Source organism: Sphingopyxis sp. (genome assembly GCF_016793825.1).
In the GTDB taxonomy this organism is placed as follows: domain Bacteria; phylum Pseudomonadota; class Alphaproteobacteria; order Sphingomonadales; family Sphingomonadaceae; genus Sphingopyxis.
Map to the genome: position 1 here is coordinate 19860 of NZ_JAEULM010000017.1, position 22854 is coordinate 42713.

21 protein-coding genes are annotated in these 22854 nt (G+C 65.1%); 9 read left to right on the plus strand and 12 right to left on the minus strand.

What is annotated here, in order from left to right; genetic code table 11:
• Nucleotides 1–540: 540 nt before the first annotated feature.
• Together JNM03_RS03825 and JNM03_RS03830 are read right to left on the minus strand one after the other, a co-directional pair.
• Nucleotides 541–2811 (minus strand): EAL domain-containing protein, encoded by a 2271-nt coding sequence (locus tag JNM03_RS03825; RefSeq protein ID WP_294034518.1) that lies wholly within the window; start codon nucleotides 2809–2811, stop codon nucleotides 541–543.
• 137 nt (nucleotides 2812–2948) lie between these two features.
• The gene (locus JNM03_RS03830; RefSeq protein WP_294034520.1) at nucleotides 2949–4691 is read right to left on the minus strand and encodes an acyl-CoA dehydrogenase; all 1743 of its coding nucleotides are present in this window, start codon (nucleotides 4689–4691) and stop codon (nucleotides 2949–2951) included.
• A 51-nt stretch (nucleotides 4692–4742) separates the two neighbouring features.
• On the opposite strand from JNM03_RS03830, the gene JNM03_RS03835 reads away from it, so the two are divergent.
• Nucleotides 4743–5702: an L-threonylcarbamoyladenylate synthase gene (locus JNM03_RS03835; protein ID WP_294034522.1), complete on the plus strand. Its 960-nt coding sequence runs from the start codon at nucleotides 4743–4745 to the stop codon at nucleotides 5700–5702.
• Between the two features lie 12 nt (nucleotides 5703–5714).
• On the opposite strand, the gene JNM03_RS03840 is transcribed toward JNM03_RS03835, so the two are convergent.
• From JNM03_RS03840 to JNM03_RS03855, 4 genes are read right to left on the minus strand one after another with little or no spacing between them, the layout of a single operon-like run.
• On the minus strand, nucleotides 5715–6617 hold the full coding sequence (locus tag JNM03_RS03840; RefSeq protein ID WP_294034525.1) for a DMT family transporter: 903 nt from the start codon (nucleotides 6615–6617) through the stop codon (nucleotides 5715–5717).
• 34 nt (nucleotides 6618–6651) lie between these two features.
• The gene (locus JNM03_RS03845) at nucleotides 6652–8253 is read right to left on the minus strand and encodes a peptidase S10 (protein WP_294034527.1); all 1602 of its coding nucleotides are present in this window, start codon (nucleotides 8251–8253) and stop codon (nucleotides 6652–6654) included.
• Complete coding sequence (locus tag JNM03_RS03850) at nucleotides 8250–9029, minus strand: SDR family oxidoreductase (RefSeq protein WP_294034529.1); 780 nt, start codon at nucleotides 9027–9029, stop codon at nucleotides 8250–8252. Before JNM03_RS03850 ends, JNM03_RS03845 begins: the two co-directional genes overlap by 4 nt.
• Before the next feature lie 14 nt (nucleotides 9030–9043).
• On the minus strand, nucleotides 9044–9538 hold the full coding sequence (locus JNM03_RS03855; RefSeq protein WP_294034531.1) for a thioredoxin family protein: 495 nt from the start codon (nucleotides 9536–9538) through the stop codon (nucleotides 9044–9046).
• A 56-nt stretch (nucleotides 9539–9594) separates the two neighbouring features.
• Here JNM03_RS03855 and JNM03_RS03860 point away from each other — a divergent pair, with 56 nt between their 5' ends.
• From JNM03_RS03860 to JNM03_RS03880, 5 genes are all read left to right on the plus strand, one after another.
• A complete protein-coding gene (locus JNM03_RS03860) occupies nucleotides 9595–11112 on the plus strand; it encodes an acyl-CoA carboxylase subunit beta (RefSeq protein ID WP_294034532.1) in 1518 nt (505 codons plus the stop codon).
• 64 nt (nucleotides 11113–11176) lie between these two features.
• On the plus strand, nucleotides 11177–12322 hold the full coding sequence (locus JNM03_RS03865; RefSeq protein ID WP_294034533.1) for an acyltransferase family protein: 1146 nt from the start codon (nucleotides 11177–11179) through the stop codon (nucleotides 12320–12322).
• Between the two features lie 10 nt (nucleotides 12323–12332).
• Entirely contained in the window at nucleotides 12333–12539 is a 207-nt protein-coding gene (locus JNM03_RS03870) for a hypothetical protein (protein ID WP_294034535.1), read from the plus strand.
• A gap of 73 nt (nucleotides 12540–12612) precedes the next feature.
• A complete protein-coding gene (locus JNM03_RS03875; RefSeq protein ID WP_294034537.1) occupies nucleotides 12613–13740 on the plus strand; it encodes a S41 family peptidase in 1128 nt (375 codons plus the stop codon).
• A 166-nt stretch (nucleotides 13741–13906) separates the two neighbouring features.
• A complete protein-coding gene (locus JNM03_RS03880; protein WP_294034539.1) occupies nucleotides 13907–14659 on the plus strand; it encodes a methyltransferase in 753 nt (250 codons plus the stop codon).
• A 6-nt stretch (nucleotides 14660–14665) separates the two neighbouring features.
• Here the strand turns inward: JNM03_RS03880 and JNM03_RS03885 are convergent, their stop codons facing one another.
• From JNM03_RS03885 to ispG, 5 genes are read right to left on the minus strand one after another with little or no spacing between them, the layout of a single operon-like run.
• On the minus strand, nucleotides 14666–15151 hold the full coding sequence (locus tag JNM03_RS03885; protein ID WP_294034541.1) for a GNAT family N-acetyltransferase: 486 nt from the start codon (nucleotides 15149–15151) through the stop codon (nucleotides 14666–14668).
• 31 nt (nucleotides 15152–15182) lie between these two features.
• On the minus strand, nucleotides 15183–15602 hold the full coding sequence (locus JNM03_RS03890; RefSeq protein WP_294034543.1) for a hypothetical protein: 420 nt from the start codon (nucleotides 15600–15602) through the stop codon (nucleotides 15183–15185).
• Nucleotides 15599–16324, minus strand: a complete 726-nt coding sequence (locus JNM03_RS03895; protein WP_294034545.1) for a hypothetical protein — start codon at nucleotides 16322–16324, stop codon at nucleotides 15599–15601. The genes JNM03_RS03890 and JNM03_RS03895 overlap by 4 nt, the downstream gene beginning before the upstream one ends.
• Entirely contained in the window at nucleotides 16321–16581 is a 261-nt protein-coding gene (locus JNM03_RS03900) for a hypothetical protein (RefSeq protein ID WP_294034546.1), read from the minus strand. The genes JNM03_RS03895 and JNM03_RS03900 overlap by 4 nt, the downstream gene beginning before the upstream one ends.
• Nucleotides 16578–17729 (minus strand): flavodoxin-dependent (E)-4-hydroxy-3-methylbut-2-enyl-diphosphate synthase, encoded by a 1152-nt coding sequence (gene ispG, locus JNM03_RS03905; RefSeq protein ID WP_294034548.1) that lies wholly within the window; start codon nucleotides 17727–17729, stop codon nucleotides 16578–16580. Before ispG ends, JNM03_RS03900 begins: the two co-directional genes overlap by 4 nt.
• 256 nt (nucleotides 17730–17985) lie before the next feature.
• Here ispG and JNM03_RS03910 point away from each other — a divergent pair, with 256 nt between their 5' ends.
• From JNM03_RS03910 to creD, 3 genes are all read left to right on the plus strand, one after another.
• Nucleotides 17986–18738, plus strand: a complete 753-nt coding sequence (locus JNM03_RS03910) for a TorF family putative porin (protein ID WP_294034550.1) — start codon at nucleotides 17986–17988, stop codon at nucleotides 18736–18738.
• Between the two features lie 326 nt (nucleotides 18739–19064).
• The gene (locus JNM03_RS03915; protein WP_294034552.1) at nucleotides 19065–19796 is read left to right on the plus strand and encodes a TorF family putative porin; all 732 of its coding nucleotides are present in this window, start codon (nucleotides 19065–19067) and stop codon (nucleotides 19794–19796) included.
• A 262-nt stretch (nucleotides 19797–20058) separates the two neighbouring features.
• Entirely contained in the window at nucleotides 20059–21459 is a 1401-nt protein-coding gene (creD, locus tag JNM03_RS03920; protein ID WP_294034554.1) for a cell envelope integrity protein CreD, read from the plus strand.
• 138 nt (nucleotides 21460–21597) lie between these two features.
• Here creD and JNM03_RS03925 read toward each other — a convergent pair whose 3' ends face one another.
• On the minus strand, nucleotides 21598–22746 hold the full coding sequence (locus tag JNM03_RS03925; RefSeq protein ID WP_294034555.1) for an alpha-hydroxy acid oxidase: 1149 nt from the start codon (nucleotides 22744–22746) through the stop codon (nucleotides 21598–21600).
• Nucleotides 22747–22854 lie beyond the last annotated feature (108 nt).

A 22854-nucleotide genomic window follows, 5' to 3' on the forward strand; every position in this document is an offset into this window, starting at 1 on the left:
CATATTTTTGGCCGCACGAAGCGCTTTCCCGTGCCCATATGCTGTGGGCGACGGAAATCCGCCATTCCTGGCCAAACACTAATTCTTGGGGTGCCCCCATAGTCTACCCACCATCCATAGTGCCACGTCGGCGCCGCGATGCAAGACGGTAAATGACAGATTAGGGACTCGGTTCGTCGATATTTTGATTCGTCTCGTCGCGCGGGACGAGGGCGTCATCGGAGGATTGCGCGCATTTCCGCCGGCTTTGCGCGGCGCGGCGGCGGCTGACGAAAATTGTCGGCGCGAGGGTCCCGGATCGATGCCGTCGAAGGGCAAAGAAAAAAGGCCCCGGAATATCCGGAGCCCTCTTCCTAATTCTTTTTCGACTTAGGCGCGGCCGCCGGCACTATCAGTGTCCGCACCGCCCAGCCATCTCCAGAACCAACCCATGTCAGATCTCCTGTTGGAACTGTCTACGCAGGACAGTTAACGCAGCATATACCTTAATCGATATGGTAAAGCGAGTCTTAACTATAAGGATTGGCGCCAGTTTGGTGGTTATGCGGAGCGGCTGTGGGGGGTGTCGCCGAGGCTGTTCAGGAGGTCTGAAAATAGCTGCGGCTTTCCAAGCAGATATCCTTGCCCCACGTCGCAGCCCAATTGTTCGAGAAGCGCCAAAGTCGGCGCGTCTTCAATGCCTTCGGCGACCGCGACGGCACCCAGGCGATGGGCAAGGTCGATCGTCGATTTGACGACCTCCAGGTTCCGCTGCGAATCGCGCATCGTCATCACGAACCGCTTGTCGATCTTGATCTCGTCGGCCTCGATCTCGGTCAGATATTCGAGGTTCGACTGGCCGGTGCCATAATCGTCGATCGACAGGCGGATCCCCGCGCGGCGAAGCTGGGCGAGCGTCTGGCGCGCCTGTCGGCTGTTTTCGATCTGCGCGGTTTCGGTGATCTCGATCGTGAGCAGTTCGGGACGCAGATGGTGCGCGGTCAGCATCACGCGGATCGTTCCGACGAGATCGCTGTGGTCGAGCAGGGTCGCCGACAGGTTCACCGACATATGGATGTCATGTCCCTGCGCATGGAGCTGCGCCGCCGAGCGGATCGCCTGATCCATCACGAACAGGGTGAGGCGATAGATGTCCTGGCTCTTTTCGGCCTGGACGATGAATTCGTCGGGAGGGATCGGGCCGCGCGTCGGGTGCGTCCAGCGTACCAGCGCCTCGGCACCGATAAGCTGGCGCGTGGCGATATGATACTGCGGCTGGAACGCGACCCATATATCGCCGCCGGTGAGCGCGTCCTCGAGCTGCGAGTGGAAGGAGAGCTGCCAGCCGGCGTCTTCCTTTTCGCGCGGCGCATATTTGGTCCATAGCGCGCGGCTGCGGATCGACTTTTCGGCCGCGACCAGCGCGGCGGCAAGCCGCTGCGCATTCGATCCCTCGAACTCGTCATTGACGCCGAAGGCGATCGCGACGTCGATCCGCTGCTCGCCGATCGTCAGCGGGGCGTTGAACAGCGCGGCGAGGCCCGCAAGCTGCGTTTCGATCTGGCTGTGCTGATAATAGGGGACAAGCCAGGCGAAGGTGCCGTCGAGGTCGTGGTGGAGCTGGGTCCCGTGGCAGGCGAGCGCGAGGCGTCGCGCGACCTGATCGACCATCTGCTTGCTGCCTTCGCCGGGGAGGAAGGCGGCGAGATCTTCGAAATTGACGAGCTTTGCGGCGATGATTGTCGCGCTGCCAAAGGGTGGCTGGGTGCGCATCGCCTCGAACGTAGGCAGACCCGATACGGGATTTTCACGTTGCGCAGAAGCACGGCGACGCTTGCGTGACACCATTGCGGTGATCACGGCGATGAAAAATAGACCTGCTCCGATCCAACTGGTGACCAGCGTCAAGGCAAGCATGACCTTGCTAACGATCAGTAGTATCGCCGTCCCGATTGCGGTCGGCAGAAAGGCACGTTGAAATCGCGACAACAGGACTGCCGCCAAGGGCGCTACGGCAATGAACAAACCCGGAAGCCAACCGACATCCACCGGATTTCCGCGCGTCAGGGTCTCTGCGGCAATTACGTGAATATACCCGCCCGGCAGGCGATCATGACCGGGCAGATAGAAAGTATCCTGGAAATTCGGCGCGGTCGGCGCGAAGATCACGTTCCTGCCGCCAAGCTCGCGTGTGCCAATTTTACCCGACAACAGGTCCATCGTGCTGTAGACCGAAATCGTCGAGGTGTCATAGGAGAGGTCGAGCCGAAAAGTCGCGGGCTCTTTACTGTATTTTCCAGCAATTACCGATGCGAAGCTCGGCAAGGGCCGACCGCCGGCGACATAAGTGATCGGCATGCTCCAGACCTGCCAGAACTCGGTGTCTAGTGCGATACTTGCAATCGGCGTGTCTGGTCCGAATTTCGCACTGGGAAAGATCGTTGTGCTTTCCCCCGTGCCTGATACCGCTCGTGTCGGCACCGCAAGGACGATGCGATCACCCATCCGGCGGACCGCTGAAACGAAATTGATGAAGTCGCGATCCTGTTCGCGGCGGTCGAAGTAGAAATCGATCAACAACCGCTTCGCCCCCGCGCGATTGGCGGCGTCGACTACATTTGCATATTGCGTCATCGTAAAGTCGCGGTTGGGGGACGCGGTTATGGTGCGGTCGTCTAGTGCTAGAACCACGGTCTCGCCAGAAACGGGTCGAGATGCCATGCGGCCGGCACCGACGTCGATCAGTCGGTCGACCACCTCGCCGGCGGACGAGATGCCGACAAGCAGGCTGATAAGCAGCGTGATCGCAAAGCTGCGCCAGCTGATGATCATCCGATTCATTTCAAGCGGCACGCACAGGTCTCCGACGATGAGCCGCCGGCACTATGCGAATTTGGTTATCATCGCGTTAATCATGAACGGAATCCTACCGACCCGCGCGGGTGGGGACGGTAGGGTTTCCGTGGGGTTCAGGCGATCTTCGGGATTGGCGCGAGCGCTGCGTCGCCTGCCAGCGCGGATGCCGCGAGACCGGTCGCGGCAGGGACGATCTGGTCCAGATAGAAGCGCGTCGAGACCAGCTTCGCCTCGAGGAACGCACGATCGCCTTCGCCCGCTTCGATCCCCGCCTTCGCGGCCTGATGCTGGATCGCCATCAGCCAGCCGCATGTCGCGGTCGAAAGCATGGTGAGATAGGGATAGCTGCCCGCCAGCCGGTCGGGCGTGTTCGCCTGTTCAAGCCAGTCGGTTACATGACGGCACGCCTCGACGAGCTGGACGAGGGCCGGAAAATTGCCCGCACTGCGTTCGATGTCGTCGATCAGGCCGCGCACGCCGTCGCCGCCCGCCATCCCGAGCTTGCGGCCAACGAGATCGGCCGCCTGGATGCCGTTGGTGCCTTCGTAGATCGGGGCGATGCGCGCATCGCGATAATGCTGTGCCGCCCCGGTTTCCTCGATGAAACCCATGCCGCCATGGACCTGTACGCCGAGGCTTGCGACCTCGCAGCCGATGTCGGTGGCGTGCGCCTTGGCCAGCGGGATCAGCACCTCGGCGCGCAGCGCGGCGGCTTCGTCGCCGAGTTTGCCGAAATCGGTCTGCGCCGATGCGTAATAGATGAGCGCGCGCGCCGCCTCGGTCTGCGCGCGCATCCGCCACAGCATGCGGCGGACGTCGGGATGCTGGTCGATGGTGACGGGCGTGCGGTCGGCGCTGCCCGCGAGCGACGACTGGACTCGCTCCGCGGCGAAACGCTGTGCCTGCTGGGTCGCGCGCTCGGCGATCTGGACCCCCTGGCACCCCACCATCAGCCGGGCGTTGTTCATCATCACGAACATCGCCTTCATGCCGCCCATCTCGTCTCCGACGATCTCTCCCAGGCAATCCTCGTCCTCGCCATAGATCATGACGGCGGTGGGCGATCCGTGAATGCCGAGCTTGTGCTCGATCGAGGCGCAGCGGACGCCATTGGAAATCGTCGGATTGCCGTCGGCGTCGAGGCGGTATTTGGGAACGAGGAACAGCGAGATGCCGCGCGTACCCTCCGGCGCGCCCGGCGTGCGGGCGAGAACGAGGTGGACGATATTGTCGGTCAGGTCATGTTCGCCAAAGGTGATGAAGATCTTTTGTCCCCTGACCTTGTAGAGGCCCGCGTTCGGTCCCTCGGTCACCTTTTCGGCGGTCGAGCGGAGCGCGCCGACGTCGCTGCCCGCAGCGGGCTCGGTCAGGTTCATCGTGCCGTTCCAGGCGCCGGTGACGAGTTTGGGCAGCCAGGTCTGGCGCTGCTCTTCGGTGCCATAGGCCATCAGCGCGTGGATCGCGCCGGGGGTCAGGATGCTGCACAGGGTGAAGCCCATGTCGGCGGTGCCCAGCGCCTCGATCACCACGGTCGCGAGCGTGAAGGGCAGGTCCTGGCCGCCATATTCGCCGGGGCCATCGAGGCTGCCCCAGCCCGCCTCGACGAACTGGCCGTACGCTTCCTTGAAACCCGGGGGCATGGTGACCTTGCCGTCGTCCCACTTCGGGTTCTGGACGTCGCCGACGCGGTTGAGCGGGGCATAGACCTCTGCCGCGAAGTCGCCGATGCCGGTGACGATCGCCTCGACCATGTCGGGACTGGCGGCGGCATATTTGTCGTGGGTGGCCATCGCGTCGATGCGGGCGATATGATCGAGGACGAAAAGCTGCTCGGTGGTGGGCGGCGTGTAGGTCATGCGGGTGCCACTTTCCTGATGATTCCGTTGCAGGCGGCGCTATAGCGCGGCATGATCGACGGTCAATCGAACGAGTCTTTCAGGACCGAAATCCTTGCTTATGGCGCCGACGCGATCGCGCAGGCCGCCGCCTGCGTCCTGCGCGGACGGCCGGTCGCGGTGCCGACCGAGACGGTCTATGGCCTTGCCGCCGATGCGCGCGATGCCGCGGCGGTGGCACGCATCTATGCCGCCAAGGGACGGCCCGATTTCAACCCGTTGATCGTCCATGTCGCCGACCTCGACGCGGCGGAAAAGCTGGGCGTGTTCGACCTCACCGCGCGCAGGCTTGCCGCGACATTCTGGCCGGGGCCGCTGACGATCGTCGTGCCGCGCACCGCCGATTGCCCGGTTTCGAGCATCGCCACCGCGGGGCTGGACACCATTGCGCTTCGCGTGCCGGCCCACCGCGCGATGCGCGCCTTGCTCGCGGCGACGGGCGCGCCATTGGCCGCACCGAGCGCCAACGCCAGCGGCCGCATCAGCCCGACGCGGGGCGAGCATGTGCTGGTCAGCCTCGACGGGCGGATCGCGATGGTGATCGATGACGGACCGACGGGCGCGGGAGTCGAATCGACCATTGTGCGGGTGACGGACGGCGGGATCGAGATTTTGCGGCCGGGCCCGGTGACGGCCGCGCGGCTGCATGAAGCGTCGGGGCTGGACGTGACCGGGCGGAAGGAAGCGGGCGTTGTCGCGCCGGGAATGCTCGCGAGCCATTATGCGCCGGGCAAGCCGGTGCGGTTGAACGCCACCGCGTTCGGGGCCGACGAGTTCGGTATCGGGTTCGGCGGGCTTGCAGGCGATTATCAACTCAGCGCCGAGGGCGACCCGGTCGCGGCGGCGGCGCGGCTGTTCGATGCGCTGCACGCCGGCGCGGCGAGCGCAAAAGCGAAGATCGCGGTTGCGGCGATTCCAGCCGAAGGGCTGGGCGCCGCGATCAACGATCGTCTGGCGCGCGCCGCGGTCTGACACGGGTTCGCGTTAAGCCGCTGCCGGCTCCACCGGGTCGCCGTGCGGCGTCTTGCGGGCGACGATCAGGCACGCTGCGACGATGAGCAGCGCGCCGGCGATCGTCGGCCAGGTGACCGGTTCGTTGTAGAAGATCCAGCCGAAAAGCATCGCCCACAGGAAGCCCGTATATTCGGTCGTTGCGAGGATCTGCGCCTCGGCACGGGCATAGGCCCAGCTCAGCAGCAGCAGCGACAGCGTTGCGAGGATCGCGGCGCCCGCGATTTCAGGCGCGAGGTGCATGCCGGGGACGGCCAGAAACCACGGTGCGCCGATGGCCAGGAACAGCGTCACGAAAAGGTTCTGGAAGAAGGCGATTTCCATCGGCCCCGCCATCTTGGCCTGCCGCCGGGCGAGGATGAGGTTATAGGCGTAGAGCATCGCGGAAAAGAACACTGCGCCCACCGCCCACAGCGCCTCGGGCGCATAGTCGCCGCGGCCGAGCTTGCCCGCGACGATGACGATGACGCCGACGAGGCCCAGTGCCGACGCCGCGATCGAGCGCCGGCCGATCGTCTCGCCGAGAAAGATCGCGGCCATGTACAGCGTCATCAACGGGGCGACGAAGGCGAGCGCGATCGCTTCGGCCATCGGTAGCCGCGCCAGCGCCCAGAAGAAGGTGATCGCCATCCCCGCCACGAACAGCGCGCGCCAGGCGTGAATGCGCATCGTCGGCCGGTCGGGCATTGTGGGACGCATGGCAAGATAGGCGAGCCCGCTGACGAGGGCGCCCGCGCCGGTGCGCCACAGCACCGCGTTATAGGCGCCGATGTCGATCGACAGCCCCTTCATCAGCACATCCATCGTCGAGAAGGTCGCGATGCCCGCGCAAGCGACGAGGAAGGGAATGACGGGAGAAGGCGAATCGGGGCGCATGGTGGGGCTGTAGCCGAGATTGCACCGACGGGCGCTAGTCGATCCCGTCGGTCCGGCGGATGAAGTCTGCGGCGTCGTTTCGCATTTCGGCCAGCAGTTCGGGTTTCACGTAGACCATGTGGCCGGCGGCGTAATATTTATACGCTATATTTGCCTGCAAGTCCTTGGGCACGGGGAGGTGCCGGAGCTCGTAGCGGCCTGCGAAATACGGCGTAGAGACGTCGTAGTAGCCGCCGGTGACGAGCAGTTTCATCTTCGGATTCTGCTTCATCGCGACCGCGAGATCGGGCAGCACATTCGGCAGCGCGATCAGCGCTCGATCGGCGCCGGGCGGGCGGTGCCTATAGTCCCAGCTGGAATAGACATCGAGCCCGGCTTCATAATGCCGGCCCGCGCCATAACCGAGTGTGCCGCGGACGTAATCATTGAGCCCGGCGATATAGGCCGCCGCGATCGCCGAGCTCTGTGGGTCGTTCGACGCGACCTTGCTCAGCGGGTCGAGCGTTGCACCGGTAAAGCGTGTGTCGAGTGTTCCCGTCGTCAGTCCCTTGTCCGCGAGCAGTTCCTTTTGCAGTGCCCCATATTCGATGCGAAGGTTGGTTTTCAGCAGATACTCGACCGAAAGCCCGGTGTAGGAGTGGAGTCGCATCGCGATCGCCTGTCGCTCGGCGTCGGGAAGATCATTCCCTTTCATCAGCGCCAGTGCATACTCCGTCGTGGCGAACGCTTCGGTTTCGGCAAGCCAGGACGAAAGATCACGGCCTGCGCCGGCGCGCTTATGGTACCAGGCGGTCGCCGCATAGGTGGGAAGCGTGACGACGTAGGGAAGATCGACCCCCGGATTGATCTGCGGATCGTCGGGCAACAAGTCCCAATTCAATATGTCAGAGAGCAGGATGACGCCATTGAGATCGATGTCCTGGTTCTGCAGCGCGAGCGTCATTCCCGCTGCGCGCATCGTCCCGTAGCTTTCGCCGTAGAGATATTTGGGCGATTTCCAGCGGCCGTATTTCGACAGGAAATCGCGGACGAAGATGGTGAAGGCGTGGATATCCTGATCGACCCCGAACCATGCCTTGTCCTTGTCCTTCCCGGCGACGCGGCTGAAGCCGGTTCCGGGCGCATCGACGAAGACGAGATCGGAGACATCGAGCAGGCTCTGGTCGTTGGCGACGGTGCGGTAAGGAGCGCTGCCATGCTCGCGATCGGGCGTTTCGACGCGTACCGGACCATAGGCGCCCATGTGCAGCCACAGCGTCGGTGAGCCAGGGCCGCCATTGAAAAGGAAGGTAATCGGTCGGGTTTCTGCGGACGCGCCTTCCTTGAAATAGGCAGTGTAGAACATCGACGCTTCGGAGTTCGGGACGTCTTCGACGGCATCCTTGTCGCGCTTGCGTTCGATCGGCACCGTATCGTTCCATCCGATCGGATGGACGACAAGCGTGCCCGCTATCGCGCGATAAGGGATTGCGACACCCCCCACCGTCACGGACCCGTGGCTTTCGATTTCGGTCGGTTCGAACATCGGCGCATCGGGCGCCGGTTTGTCGGCCGCAGGGCGCGCCTCTTTCGATTGTGCGGCTGCGCAGCCAGCGAGCGAGATGGCGACGGACGCCGCGAGAAGGATCCGTCTCATCGAAACGTGGCCTGTCCCGCGCCGTCGATGTTGAGCTTTTGCCCCGAGCAATAGGGGTTCGCGTCGCTGACGAACCAGAGCACCGCCGCGGCGACGTCGGCGGGGACGGCGACTCGGCCGAAGGGCATTTTCGCGGCCAGATGCTGGATATCATCCTGTCCGGTGATGGCGCGCGACAGGCGTTCGCCCATGTCGCTGACGGTCAGTGCGGGGGCGACGACGTTGACGCGGACGCCGTTCGCCAGTTCTTCCTTCGCCAGCGCATAGGCCATCGCTTCGCCCGCTGCCTTCGCCATCGTGTAGGGCGCGCCGTTGGCGGTGTGGTGCAGCGTCGCGATGCTGGAGATGACGATGATGTCGCTGCGCGCATGCTGGCGGAGCTGGGGAAGCGCGAGACGGCTGAGCCGGTGCGGGCCGACCGCATGGACGGCGAGCAGCTTTTCGACCTCGGCCGCGTCGGTGTCGATGACCGCCTTGCCCCGGCTGGCGATGCCGGCGTTGTTGACGAGGATCGACATCGGGCCGAAGTCGGCTTCGACCGCGGCGACCATCGCGGCGCACGCGGCTTCGTCGGCGACCGAGGCCTGATAGGCTTTGGCCTTGCGGCCCAGTGCGCGGATCGCCGCGACGGTTTCGGCGGCGGCGTCTTCGCCGCGGGTGTAGTTCACCGTCACGTCGGCGCCCGCTTCGGCGAGGCCGATCGCGATGCCGCGGCCGATCCCGCGCGAGGCGCCCGTGACGAGTGCGGTTCGGCCCGCAAGGTTCATTTCGGCCATCTTTCTCCCTCTCCCTATTTCATCAATTCGGCATAGGTTTCATCGTCGCTGCGGCTTGCCGCATTGCGCCACTTCGGTGCGGCCCTGCGGTTGAGGACATGGCCGCTGGAATCGAGGATCGCGACGGTCGGCGTGCCCTTGATCCTGAAGCCGAAGCGCTTTGCGACCTCGGGATGTTTTCCCCGGCCTGCGGTCTGCGGCATGCCGATGTCGGCATAGACGACCTCGTAGCGCGCACGCACCGGCGCGAACCGTTCGGTCGCGATCAGGTTCGCGAACCACGCGCTGTCGTGGCAGCCGTTCGTTCCCATCACCAGCAGGACGCGCTTGCCCGATCGCCCTGCCGCCGCGAGCGCCGCGTCGATCGCCGCCATCGGGTCGGCGGCGGGATCGAAGGCGTCGGTCCTGTAGGGATCGGCGACCCCCGGCATCTCGCGCGGCGCGAAGGCGAGCGCGGGGGAAAGCGAGAGGCACGAGGCGGCGACAGCGAGGGTGATTTTCCGGATCATGGCGCAACGATAGGTTTTGCATGACGTTTCCGTCAACGTCAGTTAGCACGGGCGACATGAGCTGGAAAAAGGAAGTCGGTGAACTCGCCGCGCGGCGCCAGATGGCCGAGAAAATGGGCGGCGAGGAAAAGGTCGCGCGCCAGCATGGACGCGGCAAGATGGATGCGCGGGCGCGGCTCGCGGGAATCGTCGATGCGGGTAGCTTTCGCGAGATCGGCAAGATCGCGGGACGCGGGACCTATGGCCCCGACGGCGAACTTGAAAATCTGGCGGCGTCGAATTTCATTTTCGGCCGCGCCGACATCGACGGCCGGCCGGTGGTTGCGTCCGCCGACGATTTTACCGTGCGCGGCGGCGCGGCCGATGCGGCGCTGCATCGCAAGTTCGTCCAGTGCGAGGCGATGGCGCATGAATATCGCCTGCCGCTGATCCGCATGATCGACGGCACCGGCGGCGGCGGGTCGGTGAAGACGCTGGAGGATATGGGATATACCTATATCCCGCATGTTCCCGGCTGGGACCAGATCATCGCCAACCTCGACACCGTGCCGGTGGTGGCGCTCGCATTGGGGCCGACCGCCGGGCTGGGCGCGGCGCGGGTCGTTGCGAGCCACTACAGCGTGATGGTGCGCGGCCTGTCGCAGCTTTTCGCGGCAGGTCCGGCGGTTGCCGCGGCGATCGGCGACACGCTCGACCGCGAGGAGCTGGGCGGCAGCGATGTCCATACGCGCAACGGCGTCGTCGATGACGAAGTGGCGAGCGAGGCCGACGCCTTTGCCGCGGCGCGGCGTTTCCTGTCCTATCTGCCGTCGTCGATCCATGACCGGGCGCAGCGCATAGAGTGCAGCGATCCGGTCGACCGGCGCGAGGAGGCTTTGCTGTCGGTCGTGCCGCGCGAGGCGAAGCAGGTCTATTCGATGCGGCGTATCGCCAATGCGGTCTTCGATCAGGGCAGCTTTTTCGAGATGGGCGCGCGCTGGGGACGCGCGGTGATCACCGCCTTCGCGCGTCTCGACGGCTATCCGGTCGCGGTGCTGGCGAGCGATCCATCGTACCTCGGCGGATCATGGGATGCCAAGACGAGCGAGAAGGCCGAGCGCTTTGTGAAGATGGCGGACCAGTTCCGCCTGCCGATCGTCCATCTGGTCGACAATCCGGGCTTCATGATCGGCGGCGAGGCCGAGCGGACGGGGACGATCCGCTATGGCGTGCAGGCGATGAACGCAATCTACCGCGCGACCGTGCCGCTGGCGTCGGTGGTCGTGCGCCGCGCCTATGGCATCGCGGGCAGCGCGATGAGCAACGCCGAACGGTTCCAGTATCGTTTTGCCTGGCCGTCGGGCGACTGGGGCAGCCTGCCGATCGAGGGCGGGGTCGAGGTGGCGTACAAGAGCGAGCTGGAGGCGGCCGAGGATCCGGCGGCGCATCTGGAGGCAATCCGCGCGCGATTGAACCGCGTGCGCTCGCCATTTCGCACGGCCGAGAAATTCGGGGTCGAGGATATCATCGACCCGCGCGACACGCGGCCGCTGCTTTGCGAATTTGCGGAGCTGGCGTGGCGGACGCTGAAATAGTTCGCCCCTTGTTGCGCGACGGTGCATGGATCCCGGTTCAGGTCCGGGATGACGAGGGAGCGGGATGAGCACAGGCATGACCTCGCAGCGCCATCTGGGCATGGACTGGCTGCGGATCGGCGCGTTCGCGCTGCTGATCCTGTATCATATCGGCATGTATTTCGTGCCGTGGGGCTGGCATGTGAAGATTGCGGAGCCGCTTGAATGGGTGGCGATCCCGATGCGGGCGCTGAACAGCTGGCGGCTGCCGTTGCTGTTCCTCGTGTCGGGCTATGCCAGCGCCGCGCTGTTCGCGAAGCTGGGCAGCGCGGGGCGTTTCGTTCGTTCGCGCAGCGCCCGACTGCTGATCCCGCTGGTGTTCGGTATCATCGTCATCATCCCGCCGCAGCCGTGGATCGATCTGACGGGCCAGCACGGCTATACCGCCGGGTTCGGGCATTTCTGGCTGCACGATTATTTCCGCTTCGGCGCGCTGGACGGGATCGTGCTGCCGACCTGGCAACATCTGTGGTTCGTCGTCTATCTGTGGGTTTACACGCTGCTCGCGGCGGCGGTGCTGGCGTGGGTTCCGGAGCGGACGCGGGCGATGGTCGCCGATGGCGCGGCGCGCTGGCTGGCGGGGCTCGGCATGCTTGCCATCCCGCTGATCGGCTGGTTGCTGATCTTTGCCCTGGTTCCGGGCGAGCATGAAACGCATGCGCTGGTCGACGATTGGCCGACGCACGCCCATTATCTGATCCCCTTTGCGGTCGGCTGGCTGCTGCGTGTCCGGCCCGCCCTGTTCGCGGCGGTCGCGCGTTGCTGGCGCATCGCGCTGACGATCGGGATCGTCGCATTCGGTTTCATCACCTGGGCCGAATATATGTGGCCCGGCAACACCCCGTCGCCGCCGGGTGTGTGGGAAGCCTTCGACATCGCCCGGCTGCTGCACGGCTGGACGACGATCATCGTGCTGGTCGCTTTCGCCGACGCCTATTGGAACCGCGACCATCGTTGGCGCGCGACGCTGGCCGAGGCGGTATTTCCCTTTTATATCATCCACCAGACGATCATCGTCGTCGTCGGCTGGTATCTGCGCCAGGCCAGCGTCGCGGCGCTCCCCTCGTTCCTGACCCTTGTCGCCACGACCGTTGCCGGATGCTGGCTTTTCTATTGGATCGGGCGCAACATCGGCTGGCTTCGCCCGTTGATAGGGCTGCAGCGTACGTAAGGAGGCAGTCATGGGAGCGCTGAAAGGGATTGCGGCCATCGTCGGCATCGTCGCGGCGATGATGGGGAGCCTGTTCCTGTTGCAGGGGCTGGGCGTCGTCCGTTGGCCGTCCGACAGCTTCATGGTGGGGAACCGCGACTGGGTCCTGTACGGAGCGATCATCGCGCTGGCAGGGGGCCTGTTGGTGGCGCTGGCGAACCGGCGACCGGGACCCTGATCGACTACATTTGTAGTTGATCCGTATTGTTATCCTGATACACCTTGTCCGATCCGGGGTTGGATTGGAGCTGATGATGATTCGTTCTTCGCGCCTTTTGCCCGGCCTGTTGCTCGCTGCCGCGACGATGGCTGTCCCCCTGTTCATACCGTCCCCCGCCTATGCCGCCGACGAGGCGAGCGGCGATGTCGTCGCCGAGGCCTATGCCGTCCTGCTGGACCGCGATTATGTGTATCCCGAAACCGGCAAACGCTATGCCGAGGCGCTGCGCGCAGGCATCCGGGCCGGACGGTACCGCGCGCTTAGCGGGGAAGCGCTGGGCGCCGCGATCGACGCCGATGTCCGCGCCATCGCGGCCGACGGCCATTTGCGGCTGCGCGTTCCCGACGCCGCGGTTCCCGCCGCCGGGTCCGCGACCCCCGCGACGCCGCCGCCCGCGGCGCGTGCGCGAAAGGAGCCGGTCGAGCAGGCGGGCTGGATCGCACCGGGTATCGCCTTCGTACGGTTCAATGTCTTTCCGGACGATCCGGCGGTGACCGCCGAAGCGGCGAAATTCATGGCCGATCACGCCGATGCGAAGGCGATCATCTTTGACGTTCGCACCCATAATGGCGGCGGGCTGGCCCAGATGGACGCGATCTTTCCTTGGCTGTTCGCCAAGCCGACGCGGCTCGTCACCATGGCGACGCGGGCGTCGGTTGATGCCGAGGGCGGTTCGCCGATCGACGGCATCGCCTCGATGCGGCTCGTGAAGGGCGAGGCGGGCATGGTGACGCGCGAACATTGGGCGACGCCCAATGGCGACGCGCGACTCAAACAAGCGAAAGTCTATGTGCTGACCTCGGGCGCCAGCGCGTCGGCGGCCGAGCATTTCGCGCTGGCGATGAAGCACACGGGGCGCGGCACACTGGTCGGCGCGCCGACCGCCGGTGCCAACCACTTCGGGCGCGGCGAAGATCTGGGCGGCGGCTATGCCGCGTTCATACCCGTGGGGCGGACCTATGACCCCGCGACGGGCAAGGATTGGGAAGGCGCGGGCGTCCAGCCCGATATCGCGGTGCCTCCGGCCGAGGCCCTGATCCGCGTGCTGACCGATCTCGGCGTGACAGCGGCCGAAGCGAAGGCGCTGTCGGACGCGCACATGCCGCGCTGGCCAATGGAGCGGCGGAAGCCGCGGGTGCAGCCGCCTTCGACGCCCTGACCGCGGGTTTCGCATCGACTTGCCGTCCGTCCGCCGGTCGGCATTTCATGTGTGTTGGTCGAATAACACAGCATGGGGCGATGAAACGCGCTTAGGCATCGCGATGCATCCAATCGCCGCGCTGCGTGCGTCTAGCCAATGTTCAAGTAAACCAAGGGAGGTTTTCATGCCGATATCGCCATCGTTCCGCCGCGGTCCCGCTCTTCTGGCGGCCTGCGGCATCATGTTCGCCGCCGTTGCGACGATCCCCTCTGTCACCGGAGTGGCGGGAGCCGCGACATCGTCGCAACCCAATCGTCCCGCGAGCGATATCGAGCAGGATGGTCTGCGCAAACCCGGACTGATGATGCGGTTCGCCGGCATCAAGCGGGGGCAGACGGTCGTCGAGATCCTGCCGGGGGCGGGCTATTTCACGCGGGTCTTTTCGAACGCGGTGGGACCGAGCGGCAAAGTGTTTGCCGCGACCCTCAAGGATTCGGAGGATCTGAACGCGCTGAGCCGCGAGCCGGGCCATCGGAATGTCCGCGTGCACGTTGGCCCGTTCACCGAGATCGTGCCGGCCGGTTCGGCGAATGTCGTCTGGACGTCGCGCAATTATCACGACCTTAAAGGCGCAAAGGCGCCGGAGGGCGCCGCGGCCGCCGTGAACAAGGCGGCTTTTGCCGCGCTCAAGCCCGGCGGCTATTACATCGTGCTGGACCATAGCGCGGCTGCCGGCACCGGCTTTCGGGATGTCGATACGCTGCATCGCGCAGACGCCGAAGCGGTGAAAGCGGAAGTGCTGCAAGCGGGCTTTGTCTTTGATTCGGAAAGCAAGGACCTCGCCAATGCCGGCGACGACCGGACCAAGCCGGTGTTCGACCCGTCGATCCGCGGGAAGACCGACCAGTTCGTCCTGCGCTTTCGCAAACCGAAATAGCGCGGATCAGGCGGCGCTGGCAGCCAGCCTGTCCAGCGCCGCCCCGTCGACGCGCATGACGGTCCATTCGTCCATCAACTTCGCGCCGAGGCTCTGGTAAAAGCCGATCGACGGGGTGTTCCAGTCGAGTACCCACCATTCGAGGCGCGCGCAGTCGCGTTCGACACACAACCGGGCGAGATGGGCCAGCAGCGCCTTGCCGAGACCCGAGCCGCGCGCTTCGGGCCGGACGAACAGATCCTCAAGGTAGATGCCGGGGCGCCCCTCGAACGTCGAGAAATTGTGGAAGAAGAGCGCGAAGCCCTGCGCCGCGCCGTCGATCTCCCCGATCACCACCTCCGCATAGGGACGCGGGCCGAACAGGTTGGCGGCGAGCTTTGCCTCGTCGAAGCGCACCTCATCGGCGAGCTTTTCATAGTCGGCGAGGTCGCGGATGAACTGCGTGATCAGGGGCAGGTCGGCGGGCGTGGCGGGGCGGATCGAGACGGTCATATCCACCTCCTGTCGCGCACCGCCGCGGCTGTCAAACCCGCTTTCGCACCCTCAATATCGCCAGCGCGGCGATGACGAGCGCCGGTTGGCCGATGACGGCGGGCGCGTCGGCCCAGAAGGTCGCGGGCCCGCAGATGCCGGCGGCGACCTCATAGATGTGGAGCAGGCCGTGGAAGGTGAGCCACAGGCCGCCGACGACCGCGGCGCGCCAGCGGGCGGCAGGGTTGGCGGCCGCGTAGAGAAGGATCAGTCCCGACCCGATGTAGGCAAGCCCGATGTCGCGGATGAAATGGGCGTTGGGCGGGCCGGTGGTGACCACGGTAGGCACGAACACGTACCAGTCGAGCGGCTTTGCCAGCATGAAGACGCCGTTGGCGACGGTGGTGACGGCGGCAAGGAACAGGAGAAGCTGGACGAGGCGATCGAGGGCATCGGGTTTTGCGGCGATCATCGGGGCGTCCTTCCGTGAAAACGGTCATAGGCGACGAACATCGCCGCGCCGACCGACGAGGCCATGAGACCGACGACCAGCGCGTCGAACATCATCAGCGCCCAGACCGCGATGTCGGGCATACCGAGCGCCCATCGGTGGTTCATGCCGTGGAGCCACGACAGCGGCGCGAAGCCGAGCGGGAGTAGAAGCGCGAGTAGCAGAAGCCAGGGCCAGCTTTGCAGGATCAGCGCCTTGAGCGGCGTCGCGCGGTCGCCGAACAGGCCGGCGAGCATCACGAACAGGAAGGGCAGGGACAGCAGGCTGGCGACGATCGGGACGGCGATCGGCGCCTTGGTCCCGGTGAACAGCGGGACAAGCTCGCCAACCGATCCGATCGCCATGAACAGCGCGAAGCCGAGCAGCAACCGGCCCCAGGCGAATTGGCGCGGATCGTACCAGCGTCCGCCATGCTTGCGGCACCACCAGAAGCGGGCCGACGCGATGAAGGCGAGGACCAGCCCGGCGATCTTGGCATAGCCGAACGCCCAGCGCAGCGGATCCTGCCCCGCGATTTTCGCCGCCGCGAGACTGTCGAACATGCCGAGGTGGATTTCGGCGATATGCTGGGCGAACTCGGGCACGACGACGAGGGCGACAACGAGGGGACCGACCAGAAACAGGCTGAACGCCAGGCGGAAATAATCGGCAATGGCACCCCCCAGCGCACGCAGAACCGTCATATATTCTCCCGGTCAGTTCGGATGATTTTCCCCACCTCGAGTTCGTCGATCCGGAGCTTGCGGATGCGGGCCTTGCCGATACGCAGGCGGCCGATCGCGAGGGCGCCGACGGCGAAGGCACCGAGCGCGAAGGCGCCGATCGCCAGCGCGGCAACCGCGCCCGAACCCAACGCCGCGGTTCCCGTCGCCGCGGCGCCGGTCGCGACGGCCTTGCGCGCCGCCGGCGGATCGATGGCGATGTCGGTTCCGGCCGTCACGCCGCCTTGCCGTGCAGCGTGTCCATGCTGACCGCGCTGCCGGCGTCGATCTCGGCCGCCTTGGCTTCGACCAGCCGGACGATATGCGCGATCATGTCGGCGTCCTCGACATGGTGGTCGGTTACGCCAGAGAGATAGACCATATGCTTGCCGTTGCCGCCGCCGGTGATGCCGATGTCGGTCTCGCGCGCTTCGCCCGGACCGTTGACGACGCAGCCGAGGACCGAGAGCGACATTGGGGTCTTGATGTGCTGAAGCGCGTCTTCGAGCGCCTGGACGGTGCGGATCACGTCGAAACCCTGGCGCGCGCAACTGGGGCAGGAGACGACGCGGACGCCGCGGGTGCGCAGGCCCAGCGCCTTCAGGATTTCATAGCCGACGCGCACTTCCTCTTCGGGTTCGGCCGAGAGGCTGACGCGGATCGTGTCGCCGATCCCGGCCCAGAGGAGGTTGCCGATGCCGAGCGCCGATTTGACGGTGCCGCCGATCAGGCCGCCGGCCTCGGTGATGCCGAGGTGGAGCGGGCAATCGACCGCGTCGGCAAGCTGCGCATAGGCGGCGACCGCGAGGAAGACGTCGCTGGCCTTCACCGCGACCTTATAGTCGTGAAAATCATGATCCTGGAGCAGCTTGATATGATCGAGCGCGCTTTCGACCAGTGCCTCGGGACAGGGTTCTCCATATTTTTCGAGCAGATCCTTTTCGAGGCTGCCGGCGTTGACGCCGATGCGGATCGCGCAGCCGTTCGCCTTGGCGGCGCGGACCACTTCGCCGACCCGCTCGCTGCTGCCGATGTTGCCGGGGTTGATGCGCAGGCAGGCGGCCCCGGCGTCGGCGGCTTCGAGCGCGCGCTTGTAGTGGAAATGGATATCGGCGATGATCGGGATGCGCGCCGCCCGCACGATCTGGCCCAGCGCCGCAGTGGAATCGGTGTCGGGGCACGACACGCGGATCAGGTCGGCGCCCGCTTCCTCGCAGCGGCGGATCTGGTCGATCGTCGCGACCGGGTCGCTGGTCAGCGTGTTCGTCATCGTCTGGACGCTGATCGGCGCGCCGCCGCCGACGGGGACATTGCCGACCATGATCTGGCGGCAGGTCCGCCGCGCAATATCGCGCCAGGGGCGCAGGCCGGGGTTGTGATCGCTCATGAATCCGCTCGAAACAAGGGGGGTGTGCGCCGCTCTTTAGCCGCCTGCGACCGTCTTGGCAAAGCGCAACCGCTGCGACACACCCTGTGGCGCGAAAGACACAGGAAGCGCCCGATATGACCGTTTTGCGCAGATTTTATTTGTGCGCCGCAAAAATTTGGGCGACTTTCCGCCGTCGGCCGTATGGCGCCCGTTTTCGAGGCGGCAATGCCGGCAGCAGGTTGGACGTGCGTTTCCATAGATAGGGGCTTCCCAGATGACGTTTGCTACCAAGGCGTGCTACGGCCTGTTGCTTGCCGTTTCGGCCATGTCCACGCCGGCTTTTGCCGAGGAAGAAGAGGGCGCGAGCGGCCCGTTCACGCTCTCGGGCGGCGCCGACCTGGTTTCCGATTACCGGTACCGCGGCATATCGTTGTCGAACGAAAAGGTGGCGGTGCAGCCCAGCCTGACGCTGACCCACGAAAGCGGCTTTTACGTCAGCGGCTGGGGATCGACCCTTCCGGACAGCCCGCTGTACGGCAAGTTCGAGCTTGACCTGATCGCGGGCTTTTCGACCGAAGTGGCGCCCGGAACGACCGTCGACCTCAACACCACTTATTACACCTATCCCGGCCACCGCAACGGTGCCGGACCGGCGAACTATGTCGAGTTCATCGGTTCGCTTTCGCACGACATCGGTCCGGTGTCCGCGACCGGCCTGGTCGCCTATGCGCCGAGCCAGAAGTCGCTGGGCAGCGACGACAGCGTCTATCTGAACCTGGGACTGGGTTATGCGATCGCCAATTCGCCGGTCACGCTGAACGCGGGCGTCGGTTATACCGACGGTTCGCTCGGTGTGGCGGCACCCGATGGCAATTACCTGGACTGGTCGATTGGGGCATCCTTCGCGGCGGGCCCGGCCACCCTTTCGGTCGCCTATATCGACACCGACATCAAGAAGACGGGCGTGAAAGCCGACGATACACTCTATGATCCGACCGTGGTCTTTACGCTGGGCGTCGCTTTCTGATCGCACCGGCGGGTCAGCGACCACGCGCTCGAGGGGGCGGCTTTCGGGGGGAAGCCGCCCCCTTTTCGTTGGGGCCGGGGCATCCCCTCGCACCATCGCCAGCATCGACCGTGTAATATTATTCCACTCGATGCGCCTTCTGCGATGCCGGTTGTTGCGAAAAAGTCGCATACGCGCGTCTTTTGTACGCCGCCCATGCATTTTTCATTTGTGCGGCGCAGCAATTTGGAGGACAGACATCGCACGCGGGACCAGATCAGCCCAGACAGAGGCTGACAATCCGGCGGCAGGCAGGGACGATCCATCAACCGATAAGGGATCTGTCCATGAAAAATCTCTCCCGCGCGTGCCTCGGCATGCTCCTTGCGCTTTCGGCGCTTCCCACCGCCGCCCATGCCGACGAAGAGGAATCGACCGACGGCATCACCATCACGGGCAGCGCGACCGTCGTCAGCGACTATCGCTTCCGCGGTTTCAGCCAGTCCAACGAGAAGGCCGCCATTCAGGGCGGTTTCACGATCGGCCACGACAGCGGCCTCTATGCCGGCACCTGGGGGTCGAGCATCGGCTTCAACAATGGCACCGAAATCGACGTCTTCGCCGGTTTTGCGAAGGAAGTGACCCCGGGGCTGACCGCAGACGTCGGCGCGACATTGTATCTTTATCCGGGCGTCAACAACACGACGGTGATCGAACCCTATGCGTCGCTGACCGGCACGGTCGGACCCGCATCGATCAAGGGCGGCATTGCCTGGGCGCCCGGCGGCCAGAATTCGCTGGGCGATGCGAGCGCGGTCTATCTCTATTCCGATGTCGGGGTTCCCCTGGGCGACCTGCCGGTCAAGCTGAAGGGGCATTTCGGTTATGCCAAGAGCGACAGTTTCCTGGGGGGACTCGATGGCGACGTGATCGATTATTCGGTCGGCGTCGATTTCACCTGGAAGGTGCTGACGCTGGGCGTCGCCTATGTGAACACCGATGCCCCGAAGCTCGGCGGATACAAGGAAGGCGTCGGTGCCGACGGCGCGGTCGTGTTCTCGCTCGGCGCGGCTTTCTGACACGCACGCGAGGCGGTTTCCGTAGCGGGGCCGCCTCTTGTCCGGGTATCGAAAGACGAAAGGGGCGGCCCGTCGGGCCGCCCTTTTTTGCGAGCAGGCGCTTCGTCGCAAGCCGGCTTGACGAGCATCGATGAACCGTGCAATTTCATCGATGAGTTGAATAGCTGGAGCTACCTGAATGTCTCAAGCCTCTCAATCCCCCCAAAATGTTTCCGTTCCTCCCCCGGTTCCACCCGCGCGCAGCGGGGAACGGAGCCCCGGCGTGAAGCTGGTGATCGCGGTGCTGATCGCGGTCGCGCTGATGGTGCCGCTGCTCATGGTCTATGGCCTGCTCTGGGATCGCCAGCAGCAGGCCGAAACCGCCCAAGCCTCGATCGGGCAGGGCTGGGGCGGGCAACAGACGATCGGCGGGCCGGTCATCGTCATTCCCTATCGCGCGACCGAAACGCAGACGGTGCAGGAGAATGGCCGCGACGTGACGCGGACGGTGAACATGATCCGCAACCTTTACCTCTCTCCGCAGGCGAACAAGGCCGATGTCGTCATCAAGCCGGAGAAGCGGCGGAAGGCGATCTATGAGACCGTGGTCTATGAAAGCCAGATTTCGGGCAGCGCCGATTTCGTGCTGCCCGCCGATATCGCACGCTATGGCGTGACGCGCGAGGCGCTGATGCTCGACCGCGCCGAAGTCCGGTTGGGGATCAGCGATGCGCGGGGTCTGGTCGACGGGAACAGCCTGTCGGTGAACGGCACGCCTGCCGCGCTCCTGCCCGGCAAGGGGCTGGCCTCGACAGGCAATTCGGGGACCTTCGCGTTCGTCGACTGGACCGGCGCGGTGCCGTTGAAGATCGATTACAAGATCGGCGTTCGCGGACTTGGCGATTTCAAGCTGATCCCGCGCGGTGTCGATACGCGCTGGACGGTGAAATCGAGCTGGCCGAATCCGAGTTTCGGCGGCGACTTCCTGCCCGCGAAACGAAATGTGTCGGGAAGCGGTTTCACCGCGACCTATGCGATCCCCAACCTCGCGCTGGGACAGGCACAGGTTCTGACCGGCGATTTGTCGCCGCCGGTGCAGACGAATTACGCCAATGGTACGCGCTATGCCGAGGCGGTCGAGGTCGCGGCGCCCGCTGCCGACAACGGCGCCATGGAAAGTTCGGGCGGCACCGCGAAGGCGGTGGCGATCAGCCTGGTCGAGCCGGTCGATCTCTACAGCCAGGTCGATCGCAGCATCAAATACGGGTTCCTGTTCATCGGCTTTACCTTCGTCGCTTTCCTGATGTTCGACATCATCGCGGGGGCGCGGGTCGCGGCGGCCGAATATCTGCTGACCGGTGTCGCGCTGGTGCTGTTCTTCGTGCTGCTGCTGGCCTTTGCCGAGGTGATCGGGTTCACCTTTGCCTATCTGCTCGCATCGGCGGCGATCATCGGGTTGCTTGCGTTCTATAGCGCGGCGGTGCTCAAGAGCTGGAAGCGCGCGCGCTTCCTCGCGGCGATGCTGATCGGGCTTTATGCGCTGCTCTATGTGCTGCTCAACCTCGAAGCCTATTCGCTGCTGATCGGATCGGTGCTGATGTTCTTCGCGCTGGCGGGCGTGATGTACATGACGCGCAACATCGACTGGGGCGGGCTGGGCAAGAAGGAGGCGGTTGCGGCCTAGGCTGATAATCCTCCCTGTGCCGCAGGCATGCGGAGGTGGCAGCGCGAAGAGCTGACGGAGGGGCCGTTGCACAGCGCAGCAGCCCCTCCACCACCTTCGGTGGTCCCCCTCCCCACGGCTGCGCCGCAGGGAGGATTTTTACCGCCAGCGTAAATTGTGGGGGCCGAGATCCGCGAGGGTTTTGGCCCCCATCAATTTCATGCCGCGTTCGATCTCGGCGCGGAGCAGGCCGACCGCGCGGCTGACGCCCTCTTCTCCTGCCGCGGCGAGCGCGTAGAGATAGAGGCGGCCGCCCGAACAGGCCTTCGCGCCGACCGACAGCGCCTTCAGCACATGGGTGCCGCGCGTGATGCCGCCGTCGCAGATCACCTCGATCCGGTCGCCGACCGCGTCGACGATCTCGGCGAGCGCGTCGAAAGGCGAAATGCTGCCGTCGAGTTGCCGCCCGCCATGGTTCGAAACCATGATCGCGGTCGCGCCAATGTCGACCGCCCGCTTCGCATCCTCGACCGCGGCGATGCCCTTGAGGCAGAAGGGGCCGCCCCATTGCTTGCGGATCGACTCGGCGCGTTTCCAGTCGAGGCTCTGGTCGAGCATCGTGGTGAAATATTCGGCGACCGATTTGGGCACGCTCGACCCTTCGGTGACGTGGGTCGCGAGGTTGGGCAGGCTGAATTTTTCGCGCAGGACGTAGTTGAGGCCCCAGCCGGGCTTGATCGCGTAGCTCAGCATGTTGCGCGCCGTGAAGCGCGGCGGCGAGGTGAAGCCCGAGCGCAGGCAGCGTTCGCGATTGCCGCCGACGATCGTGTCGACGGTGAGCGCGACGGCGTCGAACCTTGCCGCGCGCGCGGCGTCGAGCATGGCCTTGTTGAGACCCTCGTCATGGTGGACGTAGAGCTGGAACAGCTTGGGGCCATCGGTCAGCGCGCCCGCTTCGGCAAGCCCGATCGTCGCGAGGCTGGAAATGCCGGCGACCGTGCCCGCGTCGGCGGCGGCGCGAAGGACGGCGCGCTCGCCCTGCCAGTGGAACAGCCGCTGGAGCGCGGTCGGCGCGAGAAAGAGCGGCATCGCGATCTCGCGCCCGAAGAGCGTGGTCTTCATGTCGACGCTCTCGACCCCGGCGAGGACGCGCGGAATGAGGTCGCATCGGTCGAAGGCGGCGCGGTTGCGGCGGCGCGTGACCTCGTCGTCGGCGGCGCCGTCGATATAGTCGAACACCGGCCAGGGCAGGCGGCGCTTTGCGAGCGCCCGGAAATCGTCGATATTATGGCAATCGGTCAGGCGCATGCTTATCTACCCCCAAATCGTCATCCCGGCGAAGGCCGGGATCTCACCCTCTCGTTCTGCTGCACCGGCGAGATCCCGGCCTTCGCCGGGATGACGGAGAGGGTATGA